Below are 24,683 nucleotides of genomic sequence, written 5' to 3'. Positions count from 1 at the left end.
CCCTCTTTAAGCTGCGATCAGTCCCAAACCGATCAACCAAGGAGAACACCATGTACCGCCAATCGATGACCGCCCTGTTATTCACTGTGTGTGCTTACGCTTTGTCTATGCCGCAAGCGCATGCCTATTCCGAGCCTGAGTTCCAGACGGCGTTTCAAGCCTTCCGCGCCAGCGCTGGCAATGAAGAGCGCGCCGCCAAAGCCTTTCAGGATTTGCTCAAAGCCGAGCCGGGTCAGCCTTTGCTGATGGCGTATACCGGTGCAGCAACCAGCAAGCTGGCAACCACCACCATCTTTCCCTGGAAAAAAATGTCGTATGCCGAAGAAGGTCTGGCCATGATCGATAAGGCGCTGGTGTTGGCTGATAAAGAACCGGCGCAAATGCACGGCAATGTCTTACAACTGCTGGAAGTCAAATTTGTCGCCGCCTCGACGTTTCTGGCAGTGCCGGAATTCATGAACCGTCAGCCACGTGGCCAGAAACTACTGGACGACATACTGGCCCATCCGCAGTTGTCGACTGCAGAGCTGGGCTTCCGGGGCGAAGTCTGGATGCGGGCGGCGCGTCTGGCGCAGCAACAAAAACGCAATGCCGATGCAAAAAAACTGGCGGAAGAAGTGATACGCAATCAGGCACCGCAAGCAGAAAAAGCCAAACAATTTCTGCAAGGATTAAGCGCATGAAAACCGTCATTGAATTGCACGGTGTGCATAAATCCTATCAGCTGGGTCAGCATCTGGTGCGTGCATTGCGTGGCGTGGATTTGCAAGTGCAGGCGGGAGAATTGCTGGCCCTGACCGGCCCTTCCGGCAGCGGCAAAAGCACGATACTGAATCTGTGCGGGCTGATTGATCATGCCGATCAGGGCCAGGTTGTGATACAGGGCAGCGATATCGCCAGTTTGTCCGAACGCGAACTGACACTGCAAAGACGTCAAACCATAGGCTTTATTTTCCAGAGTTTCAATCTGGTACCGGTCATGACGGTGGCAGAAAACGTCGACTATCCCTTGTTCTTAAATGGCGTGCCGGAAGCAGAGCGCAAAGCCAGAGTGGCGGCACAACTCAAGGCGGTAGGGCTGGAAGAACATGCGCAGCACAGGCCGGATGCCTTGTCCGGCGGCCAGCGCCAGCGGGTAGCAATTGCGCGTGCACTGATCAAACGTCCGGCTTTAGTGATCGCCGATGAACCGACAGCCAGTCTGGACTCAGTCACCGCAGATCAGGTGTTGGACCTGATGCGTGAACGCGGTCAGGCTGAAGGAGCGGCGTTTGTGATCGCCAGTCATGATGAGCGTTTAACCCGTCGTGCTGACCGTATTGTGCATTTACTGGATGGGAGACTGCAATGAAACAATTCGGTTTAGAAAGCACCTGGCTGCGCTTTGCCTTTCACAATGCCTTGCGCAACCGGCGCCGCTCTTTAGTCACCGTCAGTGTCGCCGCACTGGGGTCGGCTGCATTACTGCTCGCAGGTGGTTTCGCTTATTCGACTTACGAAGGTCTGGCGCAGTCCGCCGCGCGCAGCAGCGGGCATCTGATCGTCGGTACGGCAGAGCACTTTGATAAAGAAGAAGACACACCGCTGCAATATGGACTCAGCAATGTGGCACAGCTGGATAAGCAAATCCTGAGCGACCCTGCGGTACGTTATGTACTGCCACGCGTAGAATTCAGCGGATTGATCAGCAATGGCGATAAGTCCACCATTATGCTGGGCGTAGGCATAGATGCAGATGCAGAGTTTGCCGTCAAAGGTCCTTTCCTCAAAGTCGTGGCTGGCAGCATACTGCAAGACCCGAATAGTACCGACATTGTTATCGGCGAAGCCCTGGCGCGCAGTCTGAAAGCCACACCCGGCAGCAATCTCACACTGATGGTCAGCACCACAGAGGGCGCGCTGAATGCCATGGATGTGAATGTGCGTGGCATCGTCACTACCGGCATACCCGACATCGACAAACGTCTGATTTACACCGGCATCCACACCGCACAAAGTCTGCTGCATACCGATAAGGTCAGCAGTCTGGGCGTATTCCTGAACAGCATGCAGGCGACGCCGGAAGCGCAGCAAAGACTGCGGCAACAACTGAACGGGCTCACCATACAGAACTGGGAAGATCAGGCTTTTTTCTATAAATCGGTGCGGGAATTGTATAACCGGATTTTCGGTGCGCTGGGTTTCATCATCAGCCTGATCGTGGTGTTTGTGGTGGCCAATGCGATGGCGATGGCCATCATAGAAAGAACCCGCGAAACCGGTAGTCTGCGTGCCATGGGTACCCTGCCCGGCGAACTGATACGCAGTTTTTCGTATGAAGGCATGTTCCTCGGTGGCAGTGGTGCTTTACTGGGCGCAGCCATCGCAGTCGCTGTAGCCTTGCTGTTGACCGTGTTCCCGGTGCAAATGCCGCCACCACCCGGCCGCTCTACCGGTTATCCCTTGCTGATCAGTCTGGACCTGAACATGTATGTGCTGACTATCAGCGGCATGATTGTACTGTCCATGCTGTCCTCTGCACTGATTGCGCGCCGTACCCTGAACCAGCCTGTGGTTGATGCGCTGGCCCATACCTGAACTGGAAAAGATCATGAAAAACTTACGCTACCCTGGCTGCATCACCCTCCTGACACTGGGCTGCCTGTTCAGTCTGAGCGCCGCACAGGCCACTGAGGTGAGCCAGATCATCAAAACCACCGATCAGCTGCGCACCGGTGGCGGCAATATGCAGGTTGAAACCGAAATCACTACCTATCTGCGTGATGGAACGCTGGAAAAAGAACGCAAATACCGCGTGTATAGCCAGGCCCAGCGCCAGTCACTGGTCTTGATGCAAAGCCCGGCGGAAAAAGGACAAAAGGTGTTGATGTCGTGCGATGATTTCTGGATGCTGCTGCCGGGCAGTCAGCGCCCCATGCGTATCACAGCAATGCAGAAATTACTCGGTGATGCCTCGGTCGGCGATATCGCGACCATGAACTGGGCCGATGATTATCAAGCCACCCTGAGCGGCGAGGAAGTATGCGGCAATCAGCCCTGCCTGCATTTGCGGCTGGATGCGAGTCGTAAAAGTCTGGCCTATCAGCATATAGAACTGTGGGTAGGTAAAAAATATTACGAACCACTCAAAGCTGACTTATACGTGCAATCTGAGAAGCTGGCGAAACAAGCGAGCTTTGTGATGGATAAAACGCAGGCTCCGTCTGCGGTAGTGGAAATGCGCCTGAGCGATCAGCTCAGCAGCCACAAAGAGACACGCATACGCTATCTGAGCCGCCATTCGAAAACCGTACCGGAAGCATGGCTGAATCCCATGTTCCTGGCGAAAAATCCGGTATTGGAGTGAGCCTCATGTCTGCACTCAAACCTTCCCGCTCTGGCCCCGGCCTGGTAGCCGCATTGCTGTTATCAGGCTGGCTGATGCCACCGGCACAGGCCGCAGAAAACGATTTCAGCTATAGCGGCAACTGGCGCACTTTGCTCAGTTCGACCCGGCGCAATACTGGCGGCCCGGCTGCGCAGGCAGAGCAACTGCAACCCGGCCTCATCAGCACTGTGCAAAGCAGCCTACAAACTGAGCTGGAACTGAAGGCGCAATACCGGAATCTGCACAGCACGGTGACTACCCATGCAGAAAAAAATGATGGCAATGCCTCTCATGCCACGGCATGGCTGAATGAGCTGTATGGCAATCTGGATCTGGGTGCCTGGCAATTGAGCGCGGGTAAAAAAATCATCGCCTGGGATGTGGGTTATGGCTTTCGCCCGAATGATGTGATTCAGCAGGAAACCCGGCGCAGTCTGATCAGCCAGACCGCGATAGGTAAGCCGCTGGTCAGTCTGGATTATTTTACGGCTGAGCAGGCACTGAGTCTGGTCTGGGTGCATCCCGCACACCAGAACAACTGCGAGTGTGATCAGGAGCAGGCATTGGCGGCACGCTGGTATCAACGCAGCGGCAATGTGGACTGGCATGGCTTTGCACGTTATGGTCAGCAGACTCAGGCCAGTCTGGGAGCGGCCTTTTCCTGGGTCGCCAACGATGCGATGGAATTACATGGCTCGCTGCGTTACCAGCAACAGGCAAACCAGCTTCAGTATGTGGGTGGCAGCGGGTTGGCACGCAGCACGCCCTGGCAATGGGGCATGCAAAAGCAAGTCAGCCAGTTGTTGCTGGGGGCGAATCTGACCACTGAAGATCAGCATAGTTTTTTTTTGGAATACTGGTATGACGGCAGTGCGCGCAGCCAGTCTGACTGGCAGCAGTGGCTGCAGCATAACCAGCGCTTGCAAGTGATCGCAAGGCAAGCTGGATGGCAGACAGCGGCGGCTGCGAATCTGGCCTGGCAGAATACCGCATTCAACGCAGCCAGCAATCTGCGCCGCCACAATCTGTTTGCACGCTGGAGCCATCAGCAAGAAGCCTGGCAGACGGCCATCGACGTGCTGTGGATGCCGGAAGATGGCGGCAGAATCAGCAGCTTCAGTGTGGAATGGCAGGGTGACCGCTGGCGCTGGCAGGCCGGTCTGCGTCTGCTGAATGGCCCGCAACAGGCGGTAGTCCGACAGCTGCCTGGCAGCCACAGCGCCTATGTTGCGGCTAACTGGGCGTTCTGAAATACGGCCTGGATGCAGCCTTCAGTGTCGTTATTGCGAACTCAGGGCAGCTCAGCCCTGAGACTAATTTTGTTTCATCATCAAACCACGCACCACATCATTGAAGGCGGTCACCAGCTTGGGATCAAACTGCACTTCGATATTGGCATTGATTTCTGAAATGGCGCTGAGCAGACTCTTTTTATAACTACGGTCTGAACGTTCCGTTGTGATCGAACAGAAGGTATCGATAATCGCCAGCATGCGGCCGCCGGGATGGATTTGCTCACCACTCAAACGATTCGGATAACCGCTGCCGTCATAGAACTCGTGATGATCGAGCACCATTTTTGCAGCTTCATCCCAACCGGAAAAACGCTGCAACATCTGATATCCGATCAGCACATGTTCCTGGATGATGCGCTGCTCCTCACGTGAAAGATGTCCTTCTTTGTTAAAGATGGAGTGAGGAATAAAGGCCATCCCTAAGTCATGCATTAATACCGCTGCCTGTAACTGATCCGGGTCGACCACCGTACCGACTGCCTGATTCAGTGCCTCTGCCAATTGCACCGTCTGCGTACTGCGATTTTTACGGAAAATGCTCAGATTATCGATATAAGAAGCCCAGTTTTGCATCAGCACCAGATCAGCAGGCAGCGCCTGTACTGTGCGTTCAGTCTTGGCTGGCTCAGTTTTGGAAGATACCCTGCCGCCTAAGGCAATAATCGCATCGCGGAAATACTCAGAGCGCAAACCCGCGGCGCTACGTTTTTGTAATTCCTCACACACAGCTGCCAGCCGTGCACGCCGCTGCTCGTCACCAGCGCCTTCATTAATCAGCTCCATGAGTAACTGTTCAATTTCATCGGTCGCCAGCAGTAAAAACTCACCCAGCTCAGGAAAATACTGTTCCGGATGCGCGCGCAGCACAGAAAAAATTTCCTCTATCCTGTGCATCAGCGCATTGAATGGCGCCAGTCCCACCATCTGGCAATTGCCTTTGAGCGAGTGCATGGAGCGGAACATACGATGTATGTATTCCGAGCCACCATGGCGGTTCAGAGCCTTGACGCAGGAATCCACTTCGATACAACACTCACGTGTGCAATCGACAAAATCATCAATGATGGTGCGTTCCATTTTCAGGAACTCAGGGCAGGTGAAGAAATTACTCTGTACGGTAGTGTTCATATTTCCCGGCTTTCAGTAACTGAGTTGGCAAGGTTAAAGGACATGACACAGCTTAGGGGTACAGCAGAGAGGCAATATGCGCGTCAGACAGGCGTTGTTACGCAGCACGCAGTTGTTCTTACTATAGTGCAATTCGGAGAGCTTGGACAGCATTCCGGTACAGACCGAAATGTCGGGCGATATTTTTGCTGAGATTTACGAATTAATGTTGGTTTTTAGCTCATTGGCCTTCGGTTGCACAATTGGATAAGAAAGCCGCCATCTCATCTACTCATAGGCTTTTAGTCCATCAAATGATGTAACTGCCAGGAAATTCGAGCAGTTATTTTTTTTACTTTTTGGAGATTTAAATGAATAGCATTTTTTTTAGCATAATCGAAAAACTAGCTGATAGTCCAACGATGATAGTGATTTTCATGCAGTCTTTTTTCCTTTATCAAATTGCAAAAAAGAGATGAATAATAAATAGCATACACAAAGTTAGGAAACTACTCGACTAGCTCAGTAAGTACGTCTTTCGCAAACAATTTACTATGCTAGTTGACTTAGAGTGCACTCCAACCCCCAGACTATACCCATGACCACGACTCTGACGATACAACAGGCCGCCGCAGCGACCGGACTCAGTGTGCATACCTTGCGCTATTACGAGCGCATCGGTTTGCTCGATCCCATCAGCCGGCGCGACAATAGCCACCGCTTATTTCGCGAAGAAGATTTGCTGTGGATAGCGTTCCTGCTCAAGCTGCGCCGCACCGGTTTGCCGGTACGCGACATGCTGCAATATGCGGCATGGCGGCGGCAAGGAAATACCGTTCAGAGTGTGGCTGCACGCAAAGCTTTGCTGATTGCGCATACGCATAGCGTGGAACAGAACCTGGCTGAATTACACAGCAACCTGCAAGTCTTACAGCGCAAGATCGCGATGTATGAAGAGTTGGAGCTGGGTAATGCGGTCCAGATAAGGCACAAGGAGCCATGATATGCAAACACGACCTCACAATGAAATTGCCTCAATCAGCACCATCCCCATGCGCGAGCTGGGAAAAAACGGACCGCGCGTATCCGCCATCGGCTTAGGCTGCATGGGTATGAGCGATTTTTACGCTGGTCGTGACGATGCAGAATCGGTCGCCACCTTGCACCGTGCGCTGGAACTGGGCATCACCCTGCTCGACACCGCCGATATGTATGGGCCTTATACCAATGAAGAACTGATAGGCCGCGCAATGCAGGGCAAGCGTTCGCAATGTTTTCTGGCGACTAAATTCGGCATCGTACGCGATCCGGCGCATCCACATGCACGCGGAGTGAATGGCAGTCCAGACTATATACGTCAGTCGGTAGAAGGCAGTCTGCGCCGCTTACAAACTGATCATATCGACCTGTATTATCAGCACCGGATAGACCGCCAGATTCCTGTCGAAGAAACCATGGGTGCGCTGTCGGATCTGGTGCGTGCTGGCAAAGTACGCTACTTAGGCTTATCAGAAGCCTCAGTCGCCACCATAGAACGCGCCCATGCGGTACACCCGCTGACTGCGGTACAGAGCGAGTATTCGTTGTGGACGCGAGACCCGGAAGCCGGCGTGCTGGCCGCCTGTCAGCGCTTAGGCATAGGCTTTGTGCCTTACAGCCCGCTGGGCAGAGGCTTTTTGACCGGAGCCCTGACCAGTCCTGAACAGTTTGCAGAAGATGACTACCGCCGCCACAGTCCGCGTTTTCAGGGCGAGAACTTCACGCGTAATCTGGCGCTGGTCGCTCAGGTCAGACAGCTGGCACAAAGCTATCTATGCACACCTTCACAACTGGCGCTGGCCTGGGTACTGGCGCAAGGCCCACATATCGTGCCAATCCCCGGCACTAAACGGCGCCGCTATCTGGAAGAAAATCTGGGTGCCCTGCAAGTCAAGCTGAATGCCAGCGACCTGGCCACGCTGAATCACTTATTCCCGCCGGACGCCGCTGCCGGTGAACGTTACAGTGCGGAGAGCATGCGGGTATTGAATGGCTGATTATTAACTCTAGAGCTCATGGCGCAACGTGCTCTGCTACAGCGAAAGGCTACTCATTTTTGAGGCTGCAGTAACCATACTGATTCGGTGGCGGGGGCTTTGCCTTTGATGCCACCGGCAACCGCTACACGTGTCAGATGACTGAGCTGATAGTGCTGCGCATAATGTTGCTGTACTTCTGACGCCAACACCGCAAATGGTGGCCCGTCTGCCAGCGTCTGTTCATACTCATAAGTGATCAGCAATTGCGCAGCATATTGGCTCAGCGCCTGCAGATGCTGGCTATAGGCGGCACGCATGGCTGGCGGCAAAGCCACCAGTGCAGCTCTGTCGTACACCGCATCGACAGCCCCCAACAAAGCCGCGTCCAGGCTGAAAAAATCACCGACAAACATATCGATACCGTCTGCACTGAAGCGTAATAAACCAGCATGCTGCGTAATGAGCGGCTGCAGCTGTAATTCTTCAAATAATGCGCGGATCGCGATCTCGCTGAGATCGATGCCAGCCAGCCGGTATCCACCTTGTCTGAGCCAGTGGATATCCAGCGTCTTGCCACACAGCGGCAAAAATACACGCGCTCCCGGTGCCAGCTGCAGACTGGCAACATGCTGAGTTAACAGGGGGTTCGCTTGCGCCAAATGGAAGGCGATTTCTTCGCGTTCCCATTTGCCGTGCCAGAATTCTGCTTCCATTTTATTTCCCTTGAAGTTATGCGGTCTGAATCAAGGCTGCATGCACTTGCATCGGCATCGACTTCGACATCGGCCAGATCGCAGTTTGAATATGCGTTGCCTGAAAAAGAATAACAACTCAAGGTCAAGTCAGAATGCATAATCACTGTTTCAGCATACACGCTGCTGACTGTCCTGCCACGCGGCATATTGAATGTAGCCAATTCCAAAAATTAATGCGTATCGCCCTGCACAAAAAGCGTAAAACACATACAGCGGACGCGCTACCCGCCTGAAAAAAAACCCCGTCCTTCTGCAAAGACGGGGTCTGTTTGCCAGCTTTGCGACCAGGGTCGCAATCCTTAGCGGAGCTTACTTCTTACGCTGAGGCGGTAAGTCTGTGCAAACGCCTTTATAGACTTCTGCTGCCATGCCTATCGATTCACCAAGCGTAGGATGCGGATGGATGGTTTTACCGATGTCCACGGCATCTGCACCCATCTCTATCGCCAGCGCAACTTCACCTATCATGTCACCGGCATGGGTACCGACTATGCCACCGCCGATGATGCGCTTGCTTTCTGCATCAAAGATCAGTTTGGTGAAGCCTTCATCACGGCCATTCGCCACAGCGCGACCCGAGGCCATCCATGGGAAGACGCCTTTTTCAACTTTGATGCCCTTGGCTTTGGCTTCGTCTTCAGTCACGCCTACCCAGGCCACTTCCGGATCGGTATAGGCCACAGAAGGAATGACCTGTGCATCGAAATAGGCTTTTTCACCGGCCGCTGCTTCGGCTGCCACATGTGCTTCGTGAACGGCTTTATGCGCGAGCATAGGCTGGCCGACCAGATCACCAATCGCAAAGATATGCGGCACGTTAGTACGCATTTGTTTGTCGACGTTGATGAAACCACGGTCTGTCACTGCCACGCCTGCTTTGTCGGCAGCGATTTTTTTACCGTTCGGGCTGCGGCCAACTGCGACCAGTACCAAATCATAGAGTTGCGGTGCAGGTGCGGCTTCGCCTTCGACGGCAGCAGCGAACGTGACTTTAATCCCTTCCGGCAGCGCTTCCACGCCCACGGTTTTGGTCTTGAGCATGATATTGTCAAAGCGTTTTTCATTATGCTTCTGCCAGACTTTCACCATATCGCGGTCGGCACCCTGCATCAGGCCATCCATCATTTCGACCACGTCGATGCGTGCACCCAGCGTGGAATAGACGGTCGCCATTTCCAGACCGATGATGCCACCACCAATGACCAGCATGCGTTTCGGTACCTGACGCAATTCCAGCGCGCCGGTACTGTCAACGATGCGCGGATCAGCCGGAACAAAGGGCAAATTCACAACGGAAGAACCGGCAGCGATAATCGCCTGTTTGAACTGCACGACTTTTTTACTGCCGTCAGCTGCAGTCACTTCGATATGGTAAGGGCTCAGGAATTGACCCACGCCTTGCACCACATTGACCTTACGGGCTTTAGCCATGCCAGCCAGGCCTGTAGTCATTTTTTTGATGACGCTTTCTTTGTAACCGCGCAGCTTGTCGATATCAATCGCCGGTTTCGCGAAACTGACACCCAGCGCTTCCATGTGCGAGGTTTCGTCGATCACCGCCGCCACGTGCAACAAGGCTTTAGATGGAATGCAACCTACATTCAGGCAAACACCGCCCAGCGTAGAATATTTTTCTACCAGCACGGTATTCAAACCCAGATCCGCCGAACGGAAAGCAGCTGAATAGCCGCCAGGACCCGCACCCAGAACCATCATGTCGCATTCAATATCGACCTGACCGGAATAGCCAGACGCGACTGGAGCTGGTACTGCCGGCGCAGTTGTGGCAGGCGCGGCAGCTGCAGGCGCAGCTACTGGTGCAGATGCTGATGCAGCAGCTGGCGAAGCTGCAGCGCCTGCAGCTTCGACCAACAACAGCACAGAACCTTCAGCAACTTTGTCGCCGACTTTGACTTTGACTTCTTTCACCACACCCGCATGGCTGGATGGAATTTCCATACTGGCCTTATCGGATTCCACAGTGATCAAAGACTGATCCACTTTAATGGTATCGCCCACTTTGACCATCAATTCGATGACTTCAACTTCTTTGAAATCACCGATATCAGGTACTTTGACTTCAACGATGCCAAGCACCGCAGGCGCGGCAACTGGCGCAGTCACAGCTGCGGCGGCAGCTGGTGCGGCAACCGGAGCAGCAACTGCAGGTGCGGCTGTTGCTGTTGTTGCGACCGGTGCTGCTGCAGCGCCGGCTTCCGCCTCAACGATCAGCAGCAAGCTGCCTTCAGCAATTTTGTCGCCGAGTTTGACGCGCAGTTCTTTGATCACACCAGCGTGGCTGGATGGGATTTCCATACTGGCTTTGTCGGACTCAACGGTGACCAAAGACTGATCGACCTTGATGCTGTCGCCGACTTTAACCAGCAATTCGATGACTTCAACTTCTTTAAAATCGCCGATATCGGGAACTTTGATTTCTATTGTGCTCATGCCCGGTTCTCCATTCACAGCAAGGTTTTACGCATGTCGGCCAGGATATCGGCCAGATAGGCAGCGAATTTGGCAGCCATCGCGCCGTCGATCACGCGGTGATCATACGACAGCGACAAAGGCAGCATCAGGCGTGGCACAAATTGCTTGCCATCCCATACCGGTTTGATGCCGGATTTGGACAAGCCCAGGATCGCGACTTCAGGTGCATTGATAATCGGCGTGAACGCAGTGCCGCCTATGCCGCCTAAAGAGGAAATCGTGAATGTCGCACCTTGCATATCGGCCGGTTTGAGTTTGCCGTCACGCGCTTGCGCTGACAGTTCGCCCATTTCACGTGCGATCTCAGAGACAGTTTTCTGATCCGCGTTTTTCACCACCGGTACTACCAGGCCATTCGGCGTATCCGCCGCGAAACCGATGTTGTAGTACTGTTTCAGGATCAGGTTTTCGCCAGTTGCATCGAGTGAAGCATTAAATGCCGGGAATTTTTTGAGTGCTGCCACACTCGCCTTGATCACAAACGCCAGCATCGTCAGCTTGACTCCGGATTTTGCCAGTGCTTCGTTAGACGACTTACGGAATTCTTCCAGGTCGCTGATGTCGGCTTCTTCAAAATGCGTGACATGCGGGATCATGACCCAGTTGCGATGCAGATTCGGGCCAGACAGCTTTTTGATACGGGACAGTGGCTGGGTTGTGGTGGCACCGAATTTACTGAAGTCCAGCGAAGGCCAGGCCAACAAATTCAGACCAGTGCCGCTGCCATTCACCGGTGCGGCTGGTGCTACGGCAGCGACTGCAGTCGAACCAGCCATAATACCCTTGACGAAGTTCTGTACGTCTTCCTGAGTGATACGGCCTTTTTGACCAGAACCGGCTACACGGCTCAGATCCACGCCGAGCAGACGTGCAAACTTACGGATGGACGGGGAAGCATGTGCCTTACCCGCAGCAGCGGTGGCGACTGGCGCTGCAACTGCAACCGCAGGTGCGGGCGCTGGAGCAGGAGCCGGTGCAGCAGCAACTGGCGCTGGTGCCGCTGCTGGTGCCACTGCCGGAGCAGGCGCTGCCGCTGGTGCCGGTGCCGCCACATCAGCGCTGGCTTCCACGATCAGCAGCAAGGAACCTTCAGCGACTTTATCGCCGAGCTTCACTTTAATTTCTTTGACGACGCCGCCATGGCTGGAAGGAATTTCCATACTGGCTTTGTCAGATTCTACGGTGATCAGGGATTGATCCACTTTGATGGTGTCGCCGACTTTGACCATCACTTCAATAATCTCGACTTCTTTGAAATCGCCGATATCCGGGACTTTGACTTCAATTGCGCTCATAAATTAGCTCCGTTTGCGTATCTTTGGTAGGGTGCGTCGTGTGCAGCCAGCCGGGAGACGCATCGCATCCCCCGGCGCTGACATTACACAGTCACCGGATTTGGTTTATCAGCATCAATGCCGTACTTGGCGATTGCCTGGGCAACCACGGAAGCAGACAAAGCGCCTTCGTCCGCCAGGCTCTTCAGTGCAGCGATGACGACGAAGTAGCGGTTAACTTCAAAGAATTCGCGCAGTTTGGCGCGGGTATCGGAACGGCCATAGCCATCGGTACCCAGAACTTTATAGCTGCGGTCTTTAGGAATGAAAGCACGGACCTGTTCTGCAAAAGTACGCATGTAATCGGTCGATACCACGATAGGGCCCTGGGTATCTTGCAGGCATTCAGTGATATAAGGCAGACGCGCGTTTTCGGTCGGGTGCAACATGTTCCAGCGTTCAGCATCCTGGCCATCGCGTGCCAGCAACGTGAAGGATGGCGCAGACCAGACATCGGCAGCGATACCCCAGTCGTTTTTCAGCAATTCAGCAGCAGCAATCACTTCACGCAGAATAGTGCCGGAACCCAGCAACTGGACACGGTGTTTAGTGACTTCCGGTGCTTTCTGCAACGGGTACAGACCTTTCAGGATGCCCTCTTCCTGACCTGGCTGAATACCTGGATGGCTGTAGTTCTCGTTCATCAGTGTGATGTAGTAGAACACGTCTTCCTGGTTGGTGATCATGCGACGCAGACCGTCGTGGATGATCACAGCCACTTCATGCGCGAAGGTCGGATCGTAAGGTACGCAGTTCGGGATGGTGGACGCCAGGATGTGGCTGTGTCCATCTTCATGCTGCAAACCTTCGCCATTGAGTGTGGTACGGCCAGCCGTACCGCCCAGCAGGAAGCCGCGTGCGCGCATATCACCCGCAGCCCAGGCCAGATCGCCGATACGCTGCAGACCAAACATCGAGTAATAGGTGTAGAACGGGATCATCACACGGTTATTGGTCGAGTAGGAAGTCGCCGCAGCGATCCAGGAACTCATACCACCGGCTTCATTGATACCCTCTTGCAGAATCTGACCGGCTTTATCTTCACGGTAGTACATGACCTGGTCTTTATCGACCGGTTCGTACAGCTGACCTACCTGGCTGAAAATACCAATCTGACGGAACAGACCTTCCATGCCGAAAGTACGCGATTCATCAACCATGATAGGCACGACGCGCGGACCAACACTGGCATCACGCAGCAAGGCGGTCAGGATACGCACATAGGCTGCAGTGGTAGAGATTTCACGGCCTTCAGCAGTTGGCTCCAGCATAGCCTGGAACGCAGACAGCGCTGGCACTACCAGCTGTTCATCCGCTTTCTGGCGACGTTGTGGCAGGTAACCACCCAGAGCACGGCGGCGCTCATGCAGATACTGCATTTCCGGCGTGTCATCCGCAGGTTTGAAGAATGGGATTTCCGGCAATTGCTCGTCAGCGATAGGCAACTGGAAGCGGTCACGCATCGCTTTGATCGCTTCATCGTCCAGCTTCTTGGTGTTATGCGCCGTATTGCGCGCTTCACCAGCCTTACCGAAGCCAAAGCCCTTGATACTCTTAGCCAGAATCACAGTCGGCTGGCCTTTGTTTTCCTGCGCGACTTTGAATGCTGCATAAATTTTGTGTGGGTCATGACCACCACGGGTCAGACGCCAGATATCGTCATCCGACATATTGCTGACCATTTCCAGCAATTTCGGATGCTTGCCGAAGAAGTGCTTACGCACATAGGCACCGTCTTTGGCTTTGTAGTTCTGATATTCACCGTCTACGGTTTCCATCATCACTTTTTGCAGGATGCCTTCTTTGTCTTTCGCCAGCAATTCATCCCAGCCACCGCCCCAGATCACTTTAATGACATTCCAGCCAGCGCCACGGAAGTCGGATTCGAGTTCCTGAATGATTTTGCCGTTACCACGTACCGGACCATCGAGGCGCTGCAGATTACAGTTGACCACGATAACCAGATTGTCCAGCTGTTCGCGGCCAGCCATACCGATCGCGCCCATGGATTCCGGTTCGTCCATCTCACCGTCACCGCAGAAGGCCCAGACTTTACGCTTCTCTGTATCAGCAATGCCACGTGCATGCAGATACTTCAGGAAGCGGGCCTGATAAATCGCCATCAAAGGGCCCAGACCCATCGATACGGTAGGGAATTGCCAGAAGTCTGGCATCAGTTTTGGATGCGGATAAGAAGACAGGCCTTTGCCATCGACTTCGCGGCGGAAGTGCAGCAACTGTTCTTCGCTGATACGGCCTTCGAGGAAAGCGCGGGCGTAAATGCCAGGTGCGGAGTGGCCCTGAATGTACAGCAGGTCGCCGCCATGTTCTTCGGTCGGTGCATGCCAGAAGTGGTTAAAGCCTATGCCCAGCATGTTCGCCAGCGAGGCAAAGCTGGACAAGTGACCACCAAGGTCGCCATCCACACGATTGGCCTTGACCACCATCGCCATCGCATTCCAGCGCATGTAAGAACGCAGACGTTCTTCGATTTCCAGGTTGCCCGGGCAATGTACACCCTGATCAGCCGGGATGGTATTGACGTAAGCAGTATTGCTGGAGAAAGGGATATGGGCACCGCGACGGCGTGCCAGATCCAGCATACGCTCCATCAGATAGTGGGCACGGTCCGGACCTTCAAGCTCGATCACAGCTTCGAGTGCATCTAACCACTCGTTGGTTTCCATGACATCAGGATCATTAACGGCTTGCGCCAGAACTTGGTCTATCTGAGGTGACATACGGGTCTCCGGTTGGTGCGCTGATGAGTACAACGCGCGTTAGCATTTCGACGAATTTACAGCTTCAATTTTTTTAGCTTAAGCATTCTAACAGGGCTTTTTTCATTTTCCAAATAGTGATATTTGATTTCATAATACGGGATTTTGTTTGCACTGCAACACACTATGAAAAGCCATGTTTGTTTCATCAAGTCACTACATTCCATCAGGTAAGCTGTCGTTTTTTTGTCATGGTTTCACCAGCACGCATGACGAAAAAAAGCAGGACAATGATTGCTCATTGCCCTGCTTTTATTGTTACTTCTTATTGACTGCGTATTGACTACTTATCAACTACCAGCTCAAATGTTTGCTTGCTTAGGCGGACACAGCACGACTTAGCCCTGCTGCGTCGACCTGTTCACAGAATTATTTGAACTGATACTTCAAACCTACTTTGAAGTAACGGCCAATTGCACCGCTGGCATCCATAGGGTTGTAGCTCATGCCACCATAAGTCAGCGGGTCCAGCGGAGCCACTTTGTCGAACAGATTCTGCACCGAACCAAACACTTCCAGATTTTTCATGGCTTTCCAGCGGAAAGACAGATCAACCGTCGTGAACGAAGCCAGTGTGCAATCCGCAGTTGGCGCATTGCTGCCGTCAGCCAGTTTGGAAGCGCACAGGTCGCCTTCAAAAAAGACATTCTTCATTTTGCCGCGATAGTTGACCAGACCCGTCACATTCCAGTCGCCTTTATCCCAGCCCAGTACAAAATTGACTTTGTCTGCTGGTGTACCGGCGCAGTTGGAGGTGTCGCAGTTACCATGGGTGCCGACGTATTCATAAGAAATGCCGCTCTTCTCTACGCGCTTCCAGGAAATGACGTGAGTCCAGCGCAGATCCGCTGTCAGCTTGCCGTATTCACCCAGATTGAAACGTTGTTTCGCATCCAGATCCAGACCACGGATTTCTGTGAAGCTGGAGTTACGGTAAGGCGCTTTGGAAATCACCAGGGTACCAGTGTTAGGCACCACCACTCCATTGATCGTCAGGTTGTTATCCTGACGGATCGCGGTTGGCAAGGCAGCCGCTTCGGCATAGGCCAGAGGGTTGATTTCATTACTGCGTTTGATTTTCCAGGCGTCGATCGCGAAGCTGGTGTTAGGCAGCGGGTCCCAGACCATACCCAGGGTATAGCCTTTGGAGGTTTCCGGTTGCAGGCTAGGATCGCCCACTTTCACCGCAGCCACAGTCAGCGAGCAGTCAGTCGTGGTTGCGCCTGGCAGCGGTGTACCGTTCGGGCAGCGTACAGGATCACGCACGGTGGCGGAACCGGTACTTTGGCTGGTCGGACCGGATTCAGCGGCACCCGGTGCACGGAAGCCTTCAGAATACGTGCCACGCAAAGCCAGTTCTTTGAGCGGCGTCCACTTGATACCCAGTTTTGGCGTGGTGGAATTGAAGTTGGTGTATTTGTCGTAACGGACTGCAGCAGAGGCTTCTACCGATTTAACGATAGGTGCCAGCACTTCAGCATACAGCGCATAGACCTTTTCATCGCCTTTTGCTGCCACATAGCTGGAGTTGATCGAACCGTCTTCACTGCCGCTCAGTGCCGGAGAGTCATACGATTCTTTGCGGTATTCCGCACCCACTGCCAGACCGAGCGAACCGGCCGGTAATTTCATCAATTCACGCGAAGCCTTGAAGTCGATGATATCCATCTGGGTTTTGCCATCTGCGACTGCAGTGCGACGCAGTGCATTGTATAAAGTGGCGGAATTTTTACCAGCCTGGGCACCGATGTAGTAAGGGAAGTAAGGACTGGTCGAATCACCCAGCGCCGACTTCAGCGCCGACATATTCAGCATATTGGTGTATTCCAGCTTGAGCTTGGATTCCGAATGCAGGAACGCAGTGTCGAAATCCCAGCCTGCGTAATTACCCTTCAGGCCTACGACAAAGCGGTTGAAGGAGTTATCTGCATTGCGGCGATGGACACCGATATCAAACGCAGAATAACGCATACGTACAGGAACGCCATAAGGATTCTGCGGATGGGTTGCGCCCAGCAGCATGGTGTTACCGTAGTTGATGACACCATTCGGATTTCCGGCATTTGGCGGGAAAGCGACGGTAGGTGTGATACTCGGCGGCGTCAGATCAAAGCCTGTTTTACGCTGGGAATAACCAAACTCTGCATAGGCTTGCAGATCTTCAGACACCTTCCAGGTGCCGCGCGCGAACAGGTTCACGCCATCGATTTGTGGCTGCATGGAACGGAACTGATCCTGATTCCACAGACAGCCACCTTTCGGATCCTGATTAGTAATCGCGGACAAACCTGAGCAACCAGGCAAAGAGACATAATCCAGAGTTTTCGGATCACGCAGAGAACCGGCCGGGCTGGCGGTGGCAGAGTTATTGCCAGAAATGTAGCCAACGGCAAATTGCGTTGCCAGCGGATAGCCCCAAGGACGCAGATCACCAGCACCGATCCAGTCACGGCCCTTGCGCTCTTTGTTATAAATCTCATTGGATTTATACACTTCTGCATTCAGGATCACGTTGTAGCGATCTTCATCATAATCACCAAAACCGGCTGTCAGCGAGGCCTTGGTCTGATTATTGTCATGGTATTTGGAGGTACCGGCGGAGGCGGAAGCAACGATGCCTTTGTAATTCTGTTTCAGAATAATGTTGACCACGCCTGCAATCGCATCCGCACCATACACCGCGGAGGAGCCGTCTTTCAGGATCTCGATGCGCTCGACCACTTCCATAGGAATGGTGCTCAGATCGGTAAAGGTTTTCTGACCGTCGTCGGCACGGCCAAACGATGCCATACGGCGACCATTCAGCAACACCAGCGTCGAAGTCGCGCCCAGACCACGCAGGGAAATCGCGGTGGAACCCGCCGCAAAACCATTACCAAAGCCAGTCGGCAGCGAGCCTGCGCCGTCAGCAGCCAGCGTTTGCAGATACTCCGCCACGGTCGCCTTACCAGACTTATCGATCTCAGCCCGGTTGATAATCTGTACCGGGGAAGCTGTTTCTGCTTCTGCACGTTTGATATTGGTACCCGTGACTTCCACGCGCTGAATCTTGCTTTCTTCCTGCGCCTGGGCAGGCAAGGCTGCGATGCCGGCAGCCACCATCAGGCTGCCGGAAAACATCACGCGCAATGAGCGCGCTAATACTTTCTCTTTATACATTGTCACACTCCAATTTTATACATTTTAATTAACACCAACTAGCGCCAGTTACTGGCCGTTCCAGAAAATTTTTCAATCAGATTTCAATAATTCAATGCAATTCTGAAAATCAATTTTCACAAACCAGATGAAGCCATCTGGCGTTTTAAGTGTCAACGAATTATGAATTGAAGTTACGAAAAAACAACAAAACAGCTTACACCCAAGTATAAACACGTATAAAAAACTCAACTAAGATGCCTAAAAAAAAGACAGCCAGAAAGGTGTAGAGTCCAAACACTGAAGGGCAGGCACCCGCTGATACGTTATAGCCTGGCTGCATCCTTTATAATCTCGCTTTCACCTAGCTCTCTACCCACCATCATGACCGCCCAAATCATCAACGGAACCGAACTCTCCCAACAAATCCGCGCTGACGTTAAACAACGTGCCGCCGCCCTGACTGCAAAAGGCCAGCAACCTGGTCTGGCAGTAATTCTGGTTGGCGACAATCCCGCCTCCCAGGTCTATGTACGTAATAAAGTCAAAGCCTGCGAGGATTGCGGCTTTTATTCGGTATTGGAAAAATACGAAGGCAATCTGAGTGAAGCTGAATTGCTGGCGCATATCACCCGCCTGAATCAGGACCCGAAAATCCACGGCATCCTGGTGCAACTGCCTTTGCCAGCGCATATCAATGCCAATAAAGTCATCGAAGCGATCGCGGCAGAGAAAGACGTTGATGGCTTCCACATCAGTAACGCCGGTCTGCTGATGACCGGCCAGCCGCTGTTCCGTCCATGCACACCGTATGGCGTGATGAAAATGCTGGAATCGATTGATTACCCGGTACGCGGCGCCAACGCGGTCGTGGTCGGTGCATCTAACATCGTCGGCAAGCCGCAAGCTATGCTGCTCTTGCAAGCTGGCGCTACCGTCACCATCTGTAATTCCAAGACCCGTGATCTGGGCGCACACACCCGCAATGCCGACATCCTGGTTGTCGCCACTGGCAAACGTAATCTGGTCACTGCCGATATGATTAAGCCAGGCGCAGTCGTGATCGACGTCGGCATGAACCGCGATGATGAAGGCAAGCTGTGTGGTGACGTCGATTACCTGCCAAGTAAAGAAGTCGCGGGTTACATCACACCGGTACCGGGTGGCGTTGGCCCTATGACCATCACGATGTTACTGGTGAATACTATCGAAGCTGCAGAAAGAATGTAAATATGAAGCAAGCCTATCCATTGCTGGACCAGAGTGATCTGACCCGTTTTCAAGATATCCGTGCCGAACAGGTAACGCCCTCAATTGCCGAATTATTGAGTCAGGCGCGCGCAGTCGTGGCCCGTCTGAGCAGCGCAAGCGAGGCGCCGGACTGGGAACATTTCGTCCAGCCTTTGGAAGAGGCGACTGAAAAACTCGGACGCGCCTGGAGTGTGGTCGGCCATCTGAATGCCGTTGCTGACACACCGGAAATGCGTGCAGCCTACAACGACAATCAGGCCGCTGTGACTGAATTCTGGACCGAGCTCGGGCAGAATCTGGCGCTGTTTGAGCGCTATAAAGCACTGCAGGCAAGTCCGGATTTTTCTACGTACTCACAGGCGCGCAAAACCATCGTCGAACATGCGATCCGCGATTTCCGCCTGAGCGGCGCAGAATTAGCGGACGACAAAAAGCAGCGTTATGCAGAAATTCAGGAACAGCAAGCTGCGCTGACCACCCGTTTTTCTGAAAACGTGCTCGATGCCACCAATGATTTCGGTCTGTGGGTGGACACTGAACAAGAACTCAGCGGCTTGCCGCAAGATGTGATTCATGCCGCCAAGGCAGCGGCAGAAAAAGACGGCAAGTCCGGCTATAAATTCACGCTACATTTCCCGTCTTATTATCCCCTGCTGCAATATGCAGAAAACCGCAATCTGCGCGAACAGATTTATCGCGCCAATGCGACCAAAGCCTCAGAACTGGGTGCAAATCCTGACTGGGATAACAGTGCCATCATGCGTGAATTACTGGCCTTACGGCGTGAAGAAGCGCAGCTGCTCGGCTATGCGCATTTTGCTGAAGTCTCGCTGGTCAGCAAAATGGCTGATTCGCCGGCACAAGTGATCAGCTTCCTCGAAGATCTGGCACAGCGTGCGCGTCCCTATGCTGAGCAGGATTTGCAAGAACTGCGTCAATTCGCACAGGAACAATGCGGCCTGACTGAGCTGCAAGCCTGGGATGTCGCATTCGTGTCTGAAAAACTGCGTGAACAGCGTTATGCGTTTTCTGAGCAGGAAGTCAAACAATACTTCCCTGAACATAAGGTCGTGGCCGGTTTATTCCGTGTCATCCAAACCCTGTTCTCAGTCTCGATTTTGCCGGATCAGGCACCTACCTGGCATCCGGATGCCAAATTCTTCCGCATAGAAAAAGACGGGCAATTACTCGGTCAGTTTTACCTCGATTTATATGCACGTTCCGGTAAGCGTGGCGGCGCCTGGATGGATGATGCGCGCGGCCGCCGTCGTATCGGTGAACGCATACAAACCCCGGTCGCGTATCTGGTCTGTAATTTCTCAGAACCGCTCAGTATCAATGGCGTAGCACGCCCGGCCTTGTTCACCCATGATGAAGTGATCACCCTGTTCCATGAATTCGGTCACGGTCTGCATCATATGCTGACCCAGGTCGACGATTTGTCGGTGTCCGGCATTTCCGGTGTGGAGTGGGATGCGGTCGAGCTGCCATCTCAGTTCATGGAGAATTTCTGCTGGGAGTGGGACGTGTTGCAGGAAATGACTGCGCACATCGATACAGGTGAGACGCTGCCACGCGCGCTGTACGACAAAATGATTGCAGCCAAAAACTTCCAGTCCGGCTTACAAACCCTGCGTCAGGTTGAGTTTTCGCTCATGGATATGCGCCTGCACAGTGAGTTCGATCCGGCTGACAGCAGTGTCAGCATACAAAATGTGGTAGATGCAGTGCGCCGGCAAGTTGCGGTACTGATGCCGCCGGCCTTCAGCCGTATGCAGCATTCCTTCAGCCATATTTTTGCCGGTGGCTATGCGGCTGGCTATTACAGTTATAAATGGGCAGAAGTCTTATCCGCCGATGCGTATGCGGCATTTGAAGAGACGGCAGCGCAGGAAGGCAGCAGTCTGTCGGCTGCGACCGGCGAACGCTTCCGGCGTGAGATTCTGGAAGTTGGCGGCTCGCGCCCGGCCTTGGAATCCTTCCAGGCCTTCCGTGGCAGAGCGCCTGCCATCGATGCCTTATTACGTCATAGCGGCATGGCCGCCTGAGCCCAGCCAATGGAGAAATTTATGCCTACTTTGCCCCAAGCATTCCGCCCTGCCCTGCTGGCCTGCACCATGCTGCTATGTGCCGCGCAAGCCCAGGCGCAGTTGTACAAGACAGTGGGTCCGGACGGGAAAATCACGTATTCCGACACCCCACCGGCCGCCAATCAAAAGCTGCTGGAAACCCGCAGCCTGAATCCTGCGGCCGAAAGTAATCGTTTTCCTTACGAACTGTCACTGGCTGTAGGTAAAAACCCGGTCACGATTTATACCGGCAATAACTGCGCGCCTTGCAATGAAGGCAAATCCTTGTTGAAGTCTGCGGGCGTTCCGTTTTCCGAAAAAACAGTGAAAACCAAGGAAGACAGTGACAAGCTGCAGCAAGTCAGTGGCGATATCCAACTGCCTTATTTGCAAGTGGGTGGCCGCGGTCTGCATGGTTACAATACCGAGGATTGGAAAGGCGCGCTCAGCAGTGCCGGTTACCCGGCCACTAATATGCTGCCCGGCGATTACCGCTACCCGGCTGCGGAAAGTGCTGCGCCCGTCACAGCTGCCGCAAACAAGGCAGCAGAACCAGCTGCGAAGAAAAAGAAGCAGCCTGAACCTGTGAAAAAAGAAGCTGACAATGGATTCCGGTTCTGAACAATGAAGATAGACTTTCACAGCAATGTCGCCGACAAGCTGAATTACACCTGCCGCCTGATACGCAAAGCCTATAACGCTGGCGCCAGGCTGGTGGTGTTTGATACAGATACCAGCCAGCTACGTCAGCTGGATGAAGCGCTGTGGACGCTGACGGAAGCGGAGTTTTTGCCGCATGTAGGTATGGACCATGCATACGCCAGTCTCACCCCCATCATTTTCAGTGCAGGCAGGCTCAATGACAGTCCGCATTTTGATTTGCTGATCAATCTGAGCAGCAGCGTGCCTGAACATTATCAGCAATTTGGCCGCATGATAGAAATCGTGAGCCAGGACCAGGCAGCGACCTTGTCCGGGCGTGAACGCTATCGCCATTATCAACAGCAGGGGCATAGCCTCAGCCACTACCCAGCCAAATAATATGAGTAATCTGATCGATGCCAATATTCCCGTTCTGACTGAGGTCATTTTGCCTGATGCAGAAGCAAGCGCAGCACAGCCTGCGCCCGCTACGCAGCTGCCAGTGGTGCAGGACGACATGAGCGCGGCTATGGAACAAGCCACGAATAACGAGCCTCAGCAAGACTGGCAAGAGCTGGAACAGAATGTAAAAGAAGCCGTGCTCAAACAAGTGCTGACGCGCGTGGATTTCGTACTGGAGCACCGCGTCAGAGATGGACTGGCCGATGTACTGCAAACAGCGGTGGATAAACTGGCAAACGATATCCGGGCCGGTCTTAGCAAATCGCTGGAAGAACTGATCACACGCTCGGTGAATCAGGAAATTTCCAAACTGCGCTCAGGCAAATAAAGCGCAGCGCGGCCTGAGCAAGGCTGCGCTCAGGCTGGTCAGTACCAGCTCAATACTCTCCTCAGTAACTATCTCACAGTCAGACTATCCGACTGTCAGACTTTGCGAAGACTCTTAACCATGAAAGTGATCGTCCTTGGCGCTGGCATCATCGGCACCTGCAGTGCCTGGTATCTGGCGCGTCAGGGGCACGAAGTCACCGTGATAGACCGCCAGCCTGCAGTGGCGCTGGAAACCAGCTTTGCCAACGGCGGCCAGATCTCAGTCTCGCATGCCGAACCCTGGGCCAATCCCGCTGCACCCGGCATCCTGTTACGTTCACTTGGCAAAGAAGATGCGCCGCTGTTATTCCGCCTGCATGCGGACTGGCAGCAGTGGCGCTGGGCGCTGGCATTTCTGCGCGAATGCAGCCCACACAGAACAAAGCAGAATTTGCGTCAGATCGTGGCACTGGCCGACTACAGCCGGCGCTGCCTGATACAACTACGCGCAGAAACCGGGATTGCCTACGATGATTTACAGCGCGGCATCCTGCATTTTTATACCGATGAACAGGAGTTCAGCCGCGCCCAGCGTGTTGCTGCGCTAATGCGTGAACTCGGCTGTGAGCGCCAGACCCTGACGCGTGAGCAGGTGCTGCAAACCGAACCGGCGCTACATCCGATTGCCCGGCGGCTGGTCGGTGGAGATTACACCGCCAGCGATGAGTCCGGTGACATCAGGATGTTCGCCGAGCAGCTCGCGCAACAAGCCCGCAAGCTTGGGGTGCAGTTTTTATTCCAGAGCGAGATTTCCCGCCTGATTCCGGATGCAGCAGGCGACAACCTACTGGCCGTTGAAATGATTAATCCGCAAGGACAACACCAACAACTGACGGCCGACGCCTATGTCATGGCACTGGGCAGTTACTCAGCTTCGCTGTTAAGGCCGCTCGGAATACCGCTGTCGATTTTTCCGGCTAAGGGCTATTCGGCGACCTTTAATGTGACCAATCCCCGGGCTGCGCCTGAGGTATCGCTGACCGATGATGCGCATAAGCTGGTGTTCTCGCGTCTGGGTTCACGCTTACGCGTGGCAGGAACCTGCGAAATTAACGACTACAGCCGAGCGCTCAATCCTGTGCGCTGCGAAGCACTGCGCCGTCGTACCCGGGAATTATTCCCTGATGCCTGCGATTATGAGCAGCCCAATTTCTGGGCCGGGCTACGCCCGCTGACGCCGTCCAATCGCCCGTATATCGGACGCAGCCGGATTCCGAATCTGTATCTGAACACAGGACATGGCAGTCTGGGCTGGACCATGGCCGCCGGATCTGCGCATGCGCTGGCCGATATCATGGCCGGACGGCAGCCTGAAGTCGATTTTCAATTTTCAGGCTGAACTGAGCATTTTTACTGCGGCAGCGTTATCTGGGCACACCTCAAGCGCACCGTAATTTGCAGGCATAGAGATCACTACATCGTGTAGCGTATTCTTGTTGCTATGCACCATAATTATGCAAAATATCCCTTCATCAAATATCCTGAATTGCGCTTTACCCAGCAATACTGCACCCGACTCCACCAGCATTTACCATGCTGCACCGCACAGGTTTAATTCCTCAGTCTGCCTTGTTTGCTTTTGCACTGAGGGTTTAGCCACTTT

General features: G+C 53.6%; 19 protein-coding genes. 13 read left to right on the top strand and 6 right to left on the bottom strand.

Annotated elements, in window-relative coordinates; translation table 11 throughout:
- The first annotated feature begins 50 nt into the window (after window positions 1–50).
- The 5 genes from EYB48_RS16860 to EYB48_RS16840 are packed head-to-tail and all read left to right on the top strand — an operon-like array spanning window position 51 to window position 4,617.
- A complete protein-coding gene (locus EYB48_RS16860; RefSeq protein ID WP_162021547.1) occupies window positions 51–683 on the top strand; it encodes a hypothetical protein in 633 nt (210 codons plus the stop codon).
- The gene (locus EYB48_RS16855) at window positions 680–1,351 is read left to right on the top strand and encodes an ABC transporter ATP-binding protein (protein ID WP_162021546.1); all 672 of its coding nucleotides are present in this window, start codon (window positions 680–682) and stop codon (window positions 1,349–1,351) included. The genes EYB48_RS16860 and EYB48_RS16855 overlap by 4 nt, the downstream gene beginning before the upstream one ends.
- Entirely contained in the window at window positions 1,348–2,577 is a 1,230-nt protein-coding gene (locus EYB48_RS16850) for an ABC transporter permease (protein WP_162021545.1), read from the top strand. Before EYB48_RS16855 ends, EYB48_RS16850 begins: the two co-directional genes overlap by 4 nt.
- A gap of 13 nt (window positions 2,578–2,590) precedes the next feature.
- Window positions 2,591–3,346 carry an outer membrane lipoprotein-sorting protein gene (locus tag EYB48_RS16845; protein ID WP_162021544.1) on the top strand — a complete coding sequence of 252 codons (756 nt, stop codon included), beginning with the start codon at window positions 2,591–2,593 and terminating at the stop codon, window positions 3,344–3,346.
- Between the two features lie 5 nt (window positions 3,347–3,351).
- Complete coding sequence (locus EYB48_RS16840; RefSeq protein ID WP_162021543.1) at window positions 3,352–4,617, top strand: hypothetical protein; 1,266 nt, start codon at window positions 3,352–3,354, stop codon at window positions 4,615–4,617.
- Between the two features lie 63 nt (window positions 4,618–4,680).
- Here EYB48_RS16840 and EYB48_RS16835 read toward each other — a convergent pair whose 3' ends face one another.
- The gene (locus EYB48_RS16835) at window positions 4,681–5,790 is read right to left on the bottom strand and encodes an HD domain-containing phosphohydrolase (RefSeq protein ID WP_162021542.1); all 1,110 of its coding nucleotides are present in this window, start codon (window positions 5,788–5,790) and stop codon (window positions 4,681–4,683) included.
- A 577-nt stretch (window positions 5,791–6,367) separates the two neighbouring features.
- Between EYB48_RS16835 and EYB48_RS16830 the strand changes: the two genes are divergently transcribed.
- The gene (locus EYB48_RS16830; protein WP_162021541.1) at window positions 6,368–6,772 is read left to right on the top strand and encodes a MerR family transcriptional regulator; all 405 of its coding nucleotides are present in this window, start codon (window positions 6,368–6,370) and stop codon (window positions 6,770–6,772) included.
- A 1-nt stretch (window position 6,773) separates the two neighbouring features.
- Window positions 6,774–7,805: an aldo/keto reductase gene (locus tag EYB48_RS16825; protein ID WP_202927819.1), complete on the top strand. Its 1,032-nt coding sequence runs from the start codon at window positions 6,774–6,776 to the stop codon at window positions 7,803–7,805.
- A 53-nt stretch (window positions 7,806–7,858) separates the two neighbouring features.
- Here EYB48_RS16825 and tmpT read toward each other — a convergent pair whose 3' ends face one another.
- From tmpT to EYB48_RS16800, 5 genes are all read right to left on the bottom strand, one after another.
- Window positions 7,859–8,500 carry a thiopurine S-methyltransferase gene (tmpT, locus tag EYB48_RS16820; protein WP_162021540.1) on the bottom strand — a complete coding sequence of 214 codons (642 nt, stop codon included), beginning with the start codon at window positions 8,498–8,500 and terminating at the stop codon, window positions 7,859–7,861.
- Window positions 8,501–8,851: 351 nt separating this feature from the next.
- The gene (gene lpdA, locus EYB48_RS16815; protein ID WP_162021539.1) at window positions 8,852–10,993 is read right to left on the bottom strand and encodes a dihydrolipoyl dehydrogenase; all 2,142 of its coding nucleotides are present in this window, start codon (window positions 10,991–10,993) and stop codon (window positions 8,852–8,854) included.
- 14 nt (window positions 10,994–11,007) lie between these two features.
- Window positions 11,008–12,330 carry a dihydrolipoyllysine-residue acetyltransferase gene (gene aceF, locus EYB48_RS16810; protein WP_162021538.1) on the bottom strand — a complete coding sequence of 441 codons (1,323 nt, stop codon included), beginning with the start codon at window positions 12,328–12,330 and terminating at the stop codon, window positions 11,008–11,010.
- Between the two features lie 83 nt (window positions 12,331–12,413).
- A complete protein-coding gene (gene aceE, locus EYB48_RS16805; protein ID WP_162021537.1) occupies window positions 12,414–15,110 on the bottom strand; it encodes a pyruvate dehydrogenase (acetyl-transferring), homodimeric type in 2,697 nt (898 codons plus the stop codon).
- Between the two features lie 408 nt (window positions 15,111–15,518).
- Window positions 15,519–18,308 (bottom strand): TonB-dependent receptor, encoded by a 2,790-nt coding sequence (locus EYB48_RS16800; protein WP_235935229.1) that lies wholly within the window; start codon window positions 18,306–18,308, stop codon window positions 15,519–15,521.
- 363 nt (window positions 18,309–18,671) lie between these two features.
- Between EYB48_RS16800 and folD the strand changes: the two genes are divergently transcribed.
- The 6 genes from folD (at window position 18,672) to EYB48_RS16770 (ending at window position 24,419) form a co-directional block, all read left to right on the top strand.
- Complete coding sequence (folD, locus tag EYB48_RS16795; RefSeq protein ID WP_162021536.1) at window positions 18,672–19,517, top strand: bifunctional methylenetetrahydrofolate dehydrogenase/methenyltetrahydrofolate cyclohydrolase FolD; 846 nt, start codon at window positions 18,672–18,674, stop codon at window positions 19,515–19,517.
- A 2-nt stretch (window positions 19,518–19,519) separates the two neighbouring features.
- Window positions 19,520–21,586 (top strand): M3 family metallopeptidase, encoded by a 2,067-nt coding sequence (locus tag EYB48_RS16790; protein ID WP_162021535.1) that lies wholly within the window; start codon window positions 19,520–19,522, stop codon window positions 21,584–21,586.
- Window positions 21,587–21,607: 21 nt separating this feature from the next.
- Window positions 21,608–22,228 carry a glutaredoxin family protein gene (locus EYB48_RS16785; RefSeq protein WP_162021534.1) on the top strand — a complete coding sequence of 207 codons (621 nt, stop codon included), beginning with the start codon at window positions 21,608–21,610 and terminating at the stop codon, window positions 22,226–22,228.
- 3 nt (window positions 22,229–22,231) lie between these two features.
- Window positions 22,232–22,648: a DNA polymerase III subunit chi gene (locus EYB48_RS16780; protein WP_162021533.1), complete on the top strand. Its 417-nt coding sequence runs from the start codon at window positions 22,232–22,234 to the stop codon at window positions 22,646–22,648.
- Between the two features lies 1 nt (window position 22,649).
- The gene (locus EYB48_RS16775; protein WP_162021532.1) at window positions 22,650–23,039 is read left to right on the top strand and encodes a hypothetical protein; all 390 of its coding nucleotides are present in this window, start codon (window positions 22,650–22,652) and stop codon (window positions 23,037–23,039) included.
- A gap of 120 nt (window positions 23,040–23,159) precedes the next feature.
- A complete protein-coding gene (locus EYB48_RS16770; RefSeq protein ID WP_162021531.1) occupies window positions 23,160–24,419 on the top strand; it encodes a D-amino acid dehydrogenase in 1,260 nt (419 codons plus the stop codon).
- The last annotated feature ends 264 nt before the right edge of the window (window positions 24,420–24,683 follow it).

This window comes from Cognatundibacterium crateris, assembly GCF_010078235.1.
Taxonomy (GTDB): Bacteria; Pseudomonadota; Gammaproteobacteria; order Burkholderiales; family Burkholderiaceae_D; genus Undibacterium; species Undibacterium crateris.
This window is presented reverse-complemented; position numbering and strand designations above follow the sequence as displayed.

Coding starts and splice junctions, on each gene's coding strand:
- EYB48_RS16860 (WP_162021547.1), top strand. CDS start 51: ATGTACCGCCAATCGATGACCGCCCTGTTATTCACTGTGTGTGCTTAC.
- EYB48_RS16855 (WP_162021546.1), top strand. CDS start 680: ATGAAAACCGTCATTGAATTGCACGGTGTGCATAAATCCTATCAGCTG.
- EYB48_RS16850 (WP_162021545.1), top strand. CDS start 1,348: ATGAAACAATTCGGTTTAGAAAGCACCTGGCTGCGCTTTGCCTTTCAC.
- EYB48_RS16845 (WP_162021544.1), top strand. CDS start 2,591: ATGAAAAACTTACGCTACCCTGGCTGCATCACCCTCCTGACACTGGGC.
- EYB48_RS16840 (WP_162021543.1), top strand. CDS start 3,352: ATGTCTGCACTCAAACCTTCCCGCTCTGGCCCCGGCCTGGTAGCCGCA.
- EYB48_RS16835 (WP_162021542.1), bottom strand. CDS start 5,790: ATGAACACTACCGTACAGAGTAATTTCTTCACCTGCCCTGAGTTCCTG.
- EYB48_RS16830 (WP_162021541.1), top strand. CDS start 6,368: ATGACCACGACTCTGACGATACAACAGGCCGCCGCAGCGACCGGACTC.
- EYB48_RS16825 (WP_202927819.1), top strand. CDS start 6,774: ATGCAAACACGACCTCACAATGAAATTGCCTCAATCAGCACCATCCCC.
- tmpT (WP_162021540.1), bottom strand. CDS start 8,500: ATGGAAGCAGAATTCTGGCACGGCAAATGGGAACGCGAAGAAATCGCC.
- lpdA (WP_162021539.1), bottom strand. CDS start 10,993: ATGAGCACAATAGAAATCAAAGTTCCCGATATCGGCGATTTTAAAGAA.
- aceF (WP_162021538.1), bottom strand. CDS start 12,330: ATGAGCGCAATTGAAGTCAAAGTCCCGGATATCGGCGATTTCAAAGAA.
- aceE (WP_162021537.1), bottom strand. CDS start 15,110: ATGTCACCTCAGATAGACCAAGTTCTGGCGCAAGCCGTTAATGATCCT.
- EYB48_RS16800 (WP_235935229.1), bottom strand. CDS start 18,308: ATGTATAAAGAGAAAGTATTAGCGCGCTCATTGCGCGTGATGTTTTCC.
- folD (WP_162021536.1), top strand. CDS start 18,672: ATGACCGCCCAAATCATCAACGGAACCGAACTCTCCCAACAAATCCGC.
- EYB48_RS16790 (WP_162021535.1), top strand. CDS start 19,520: ATGAAGCAAGCCTATCCATTGCTGGACCAGAGTGATCTGACCCGTTTT.
- EYB48_RS16785 (WP_162021534.1), top strand. CDS start 21,608: ATGCCTACTTTGCCCCAAGCATTCCGCCCTGCCCTGCTGGCCTGCACC.
- EYB48_RS16780 (WP_162021533.1), top strand. CDS start 22,232: ATGAAGATAGACTTTCACAGCAATGTCGCCGACAAGCTGAATTACACC.
- EYB48_RS16775 (WP_162021532.1), top strand. CDS start 22,650: ATGAGTAATCTGATCGATGCCAATATTCCCGTTCTGACTGAGGTCATT.
- EYB48_RS16770 (WP_162021531.1), top strand. CDS start 23,160: ATGAAAGTGATCGTCCTTGGCGCTGGCATCATCGGCACCTGCAGTGCC.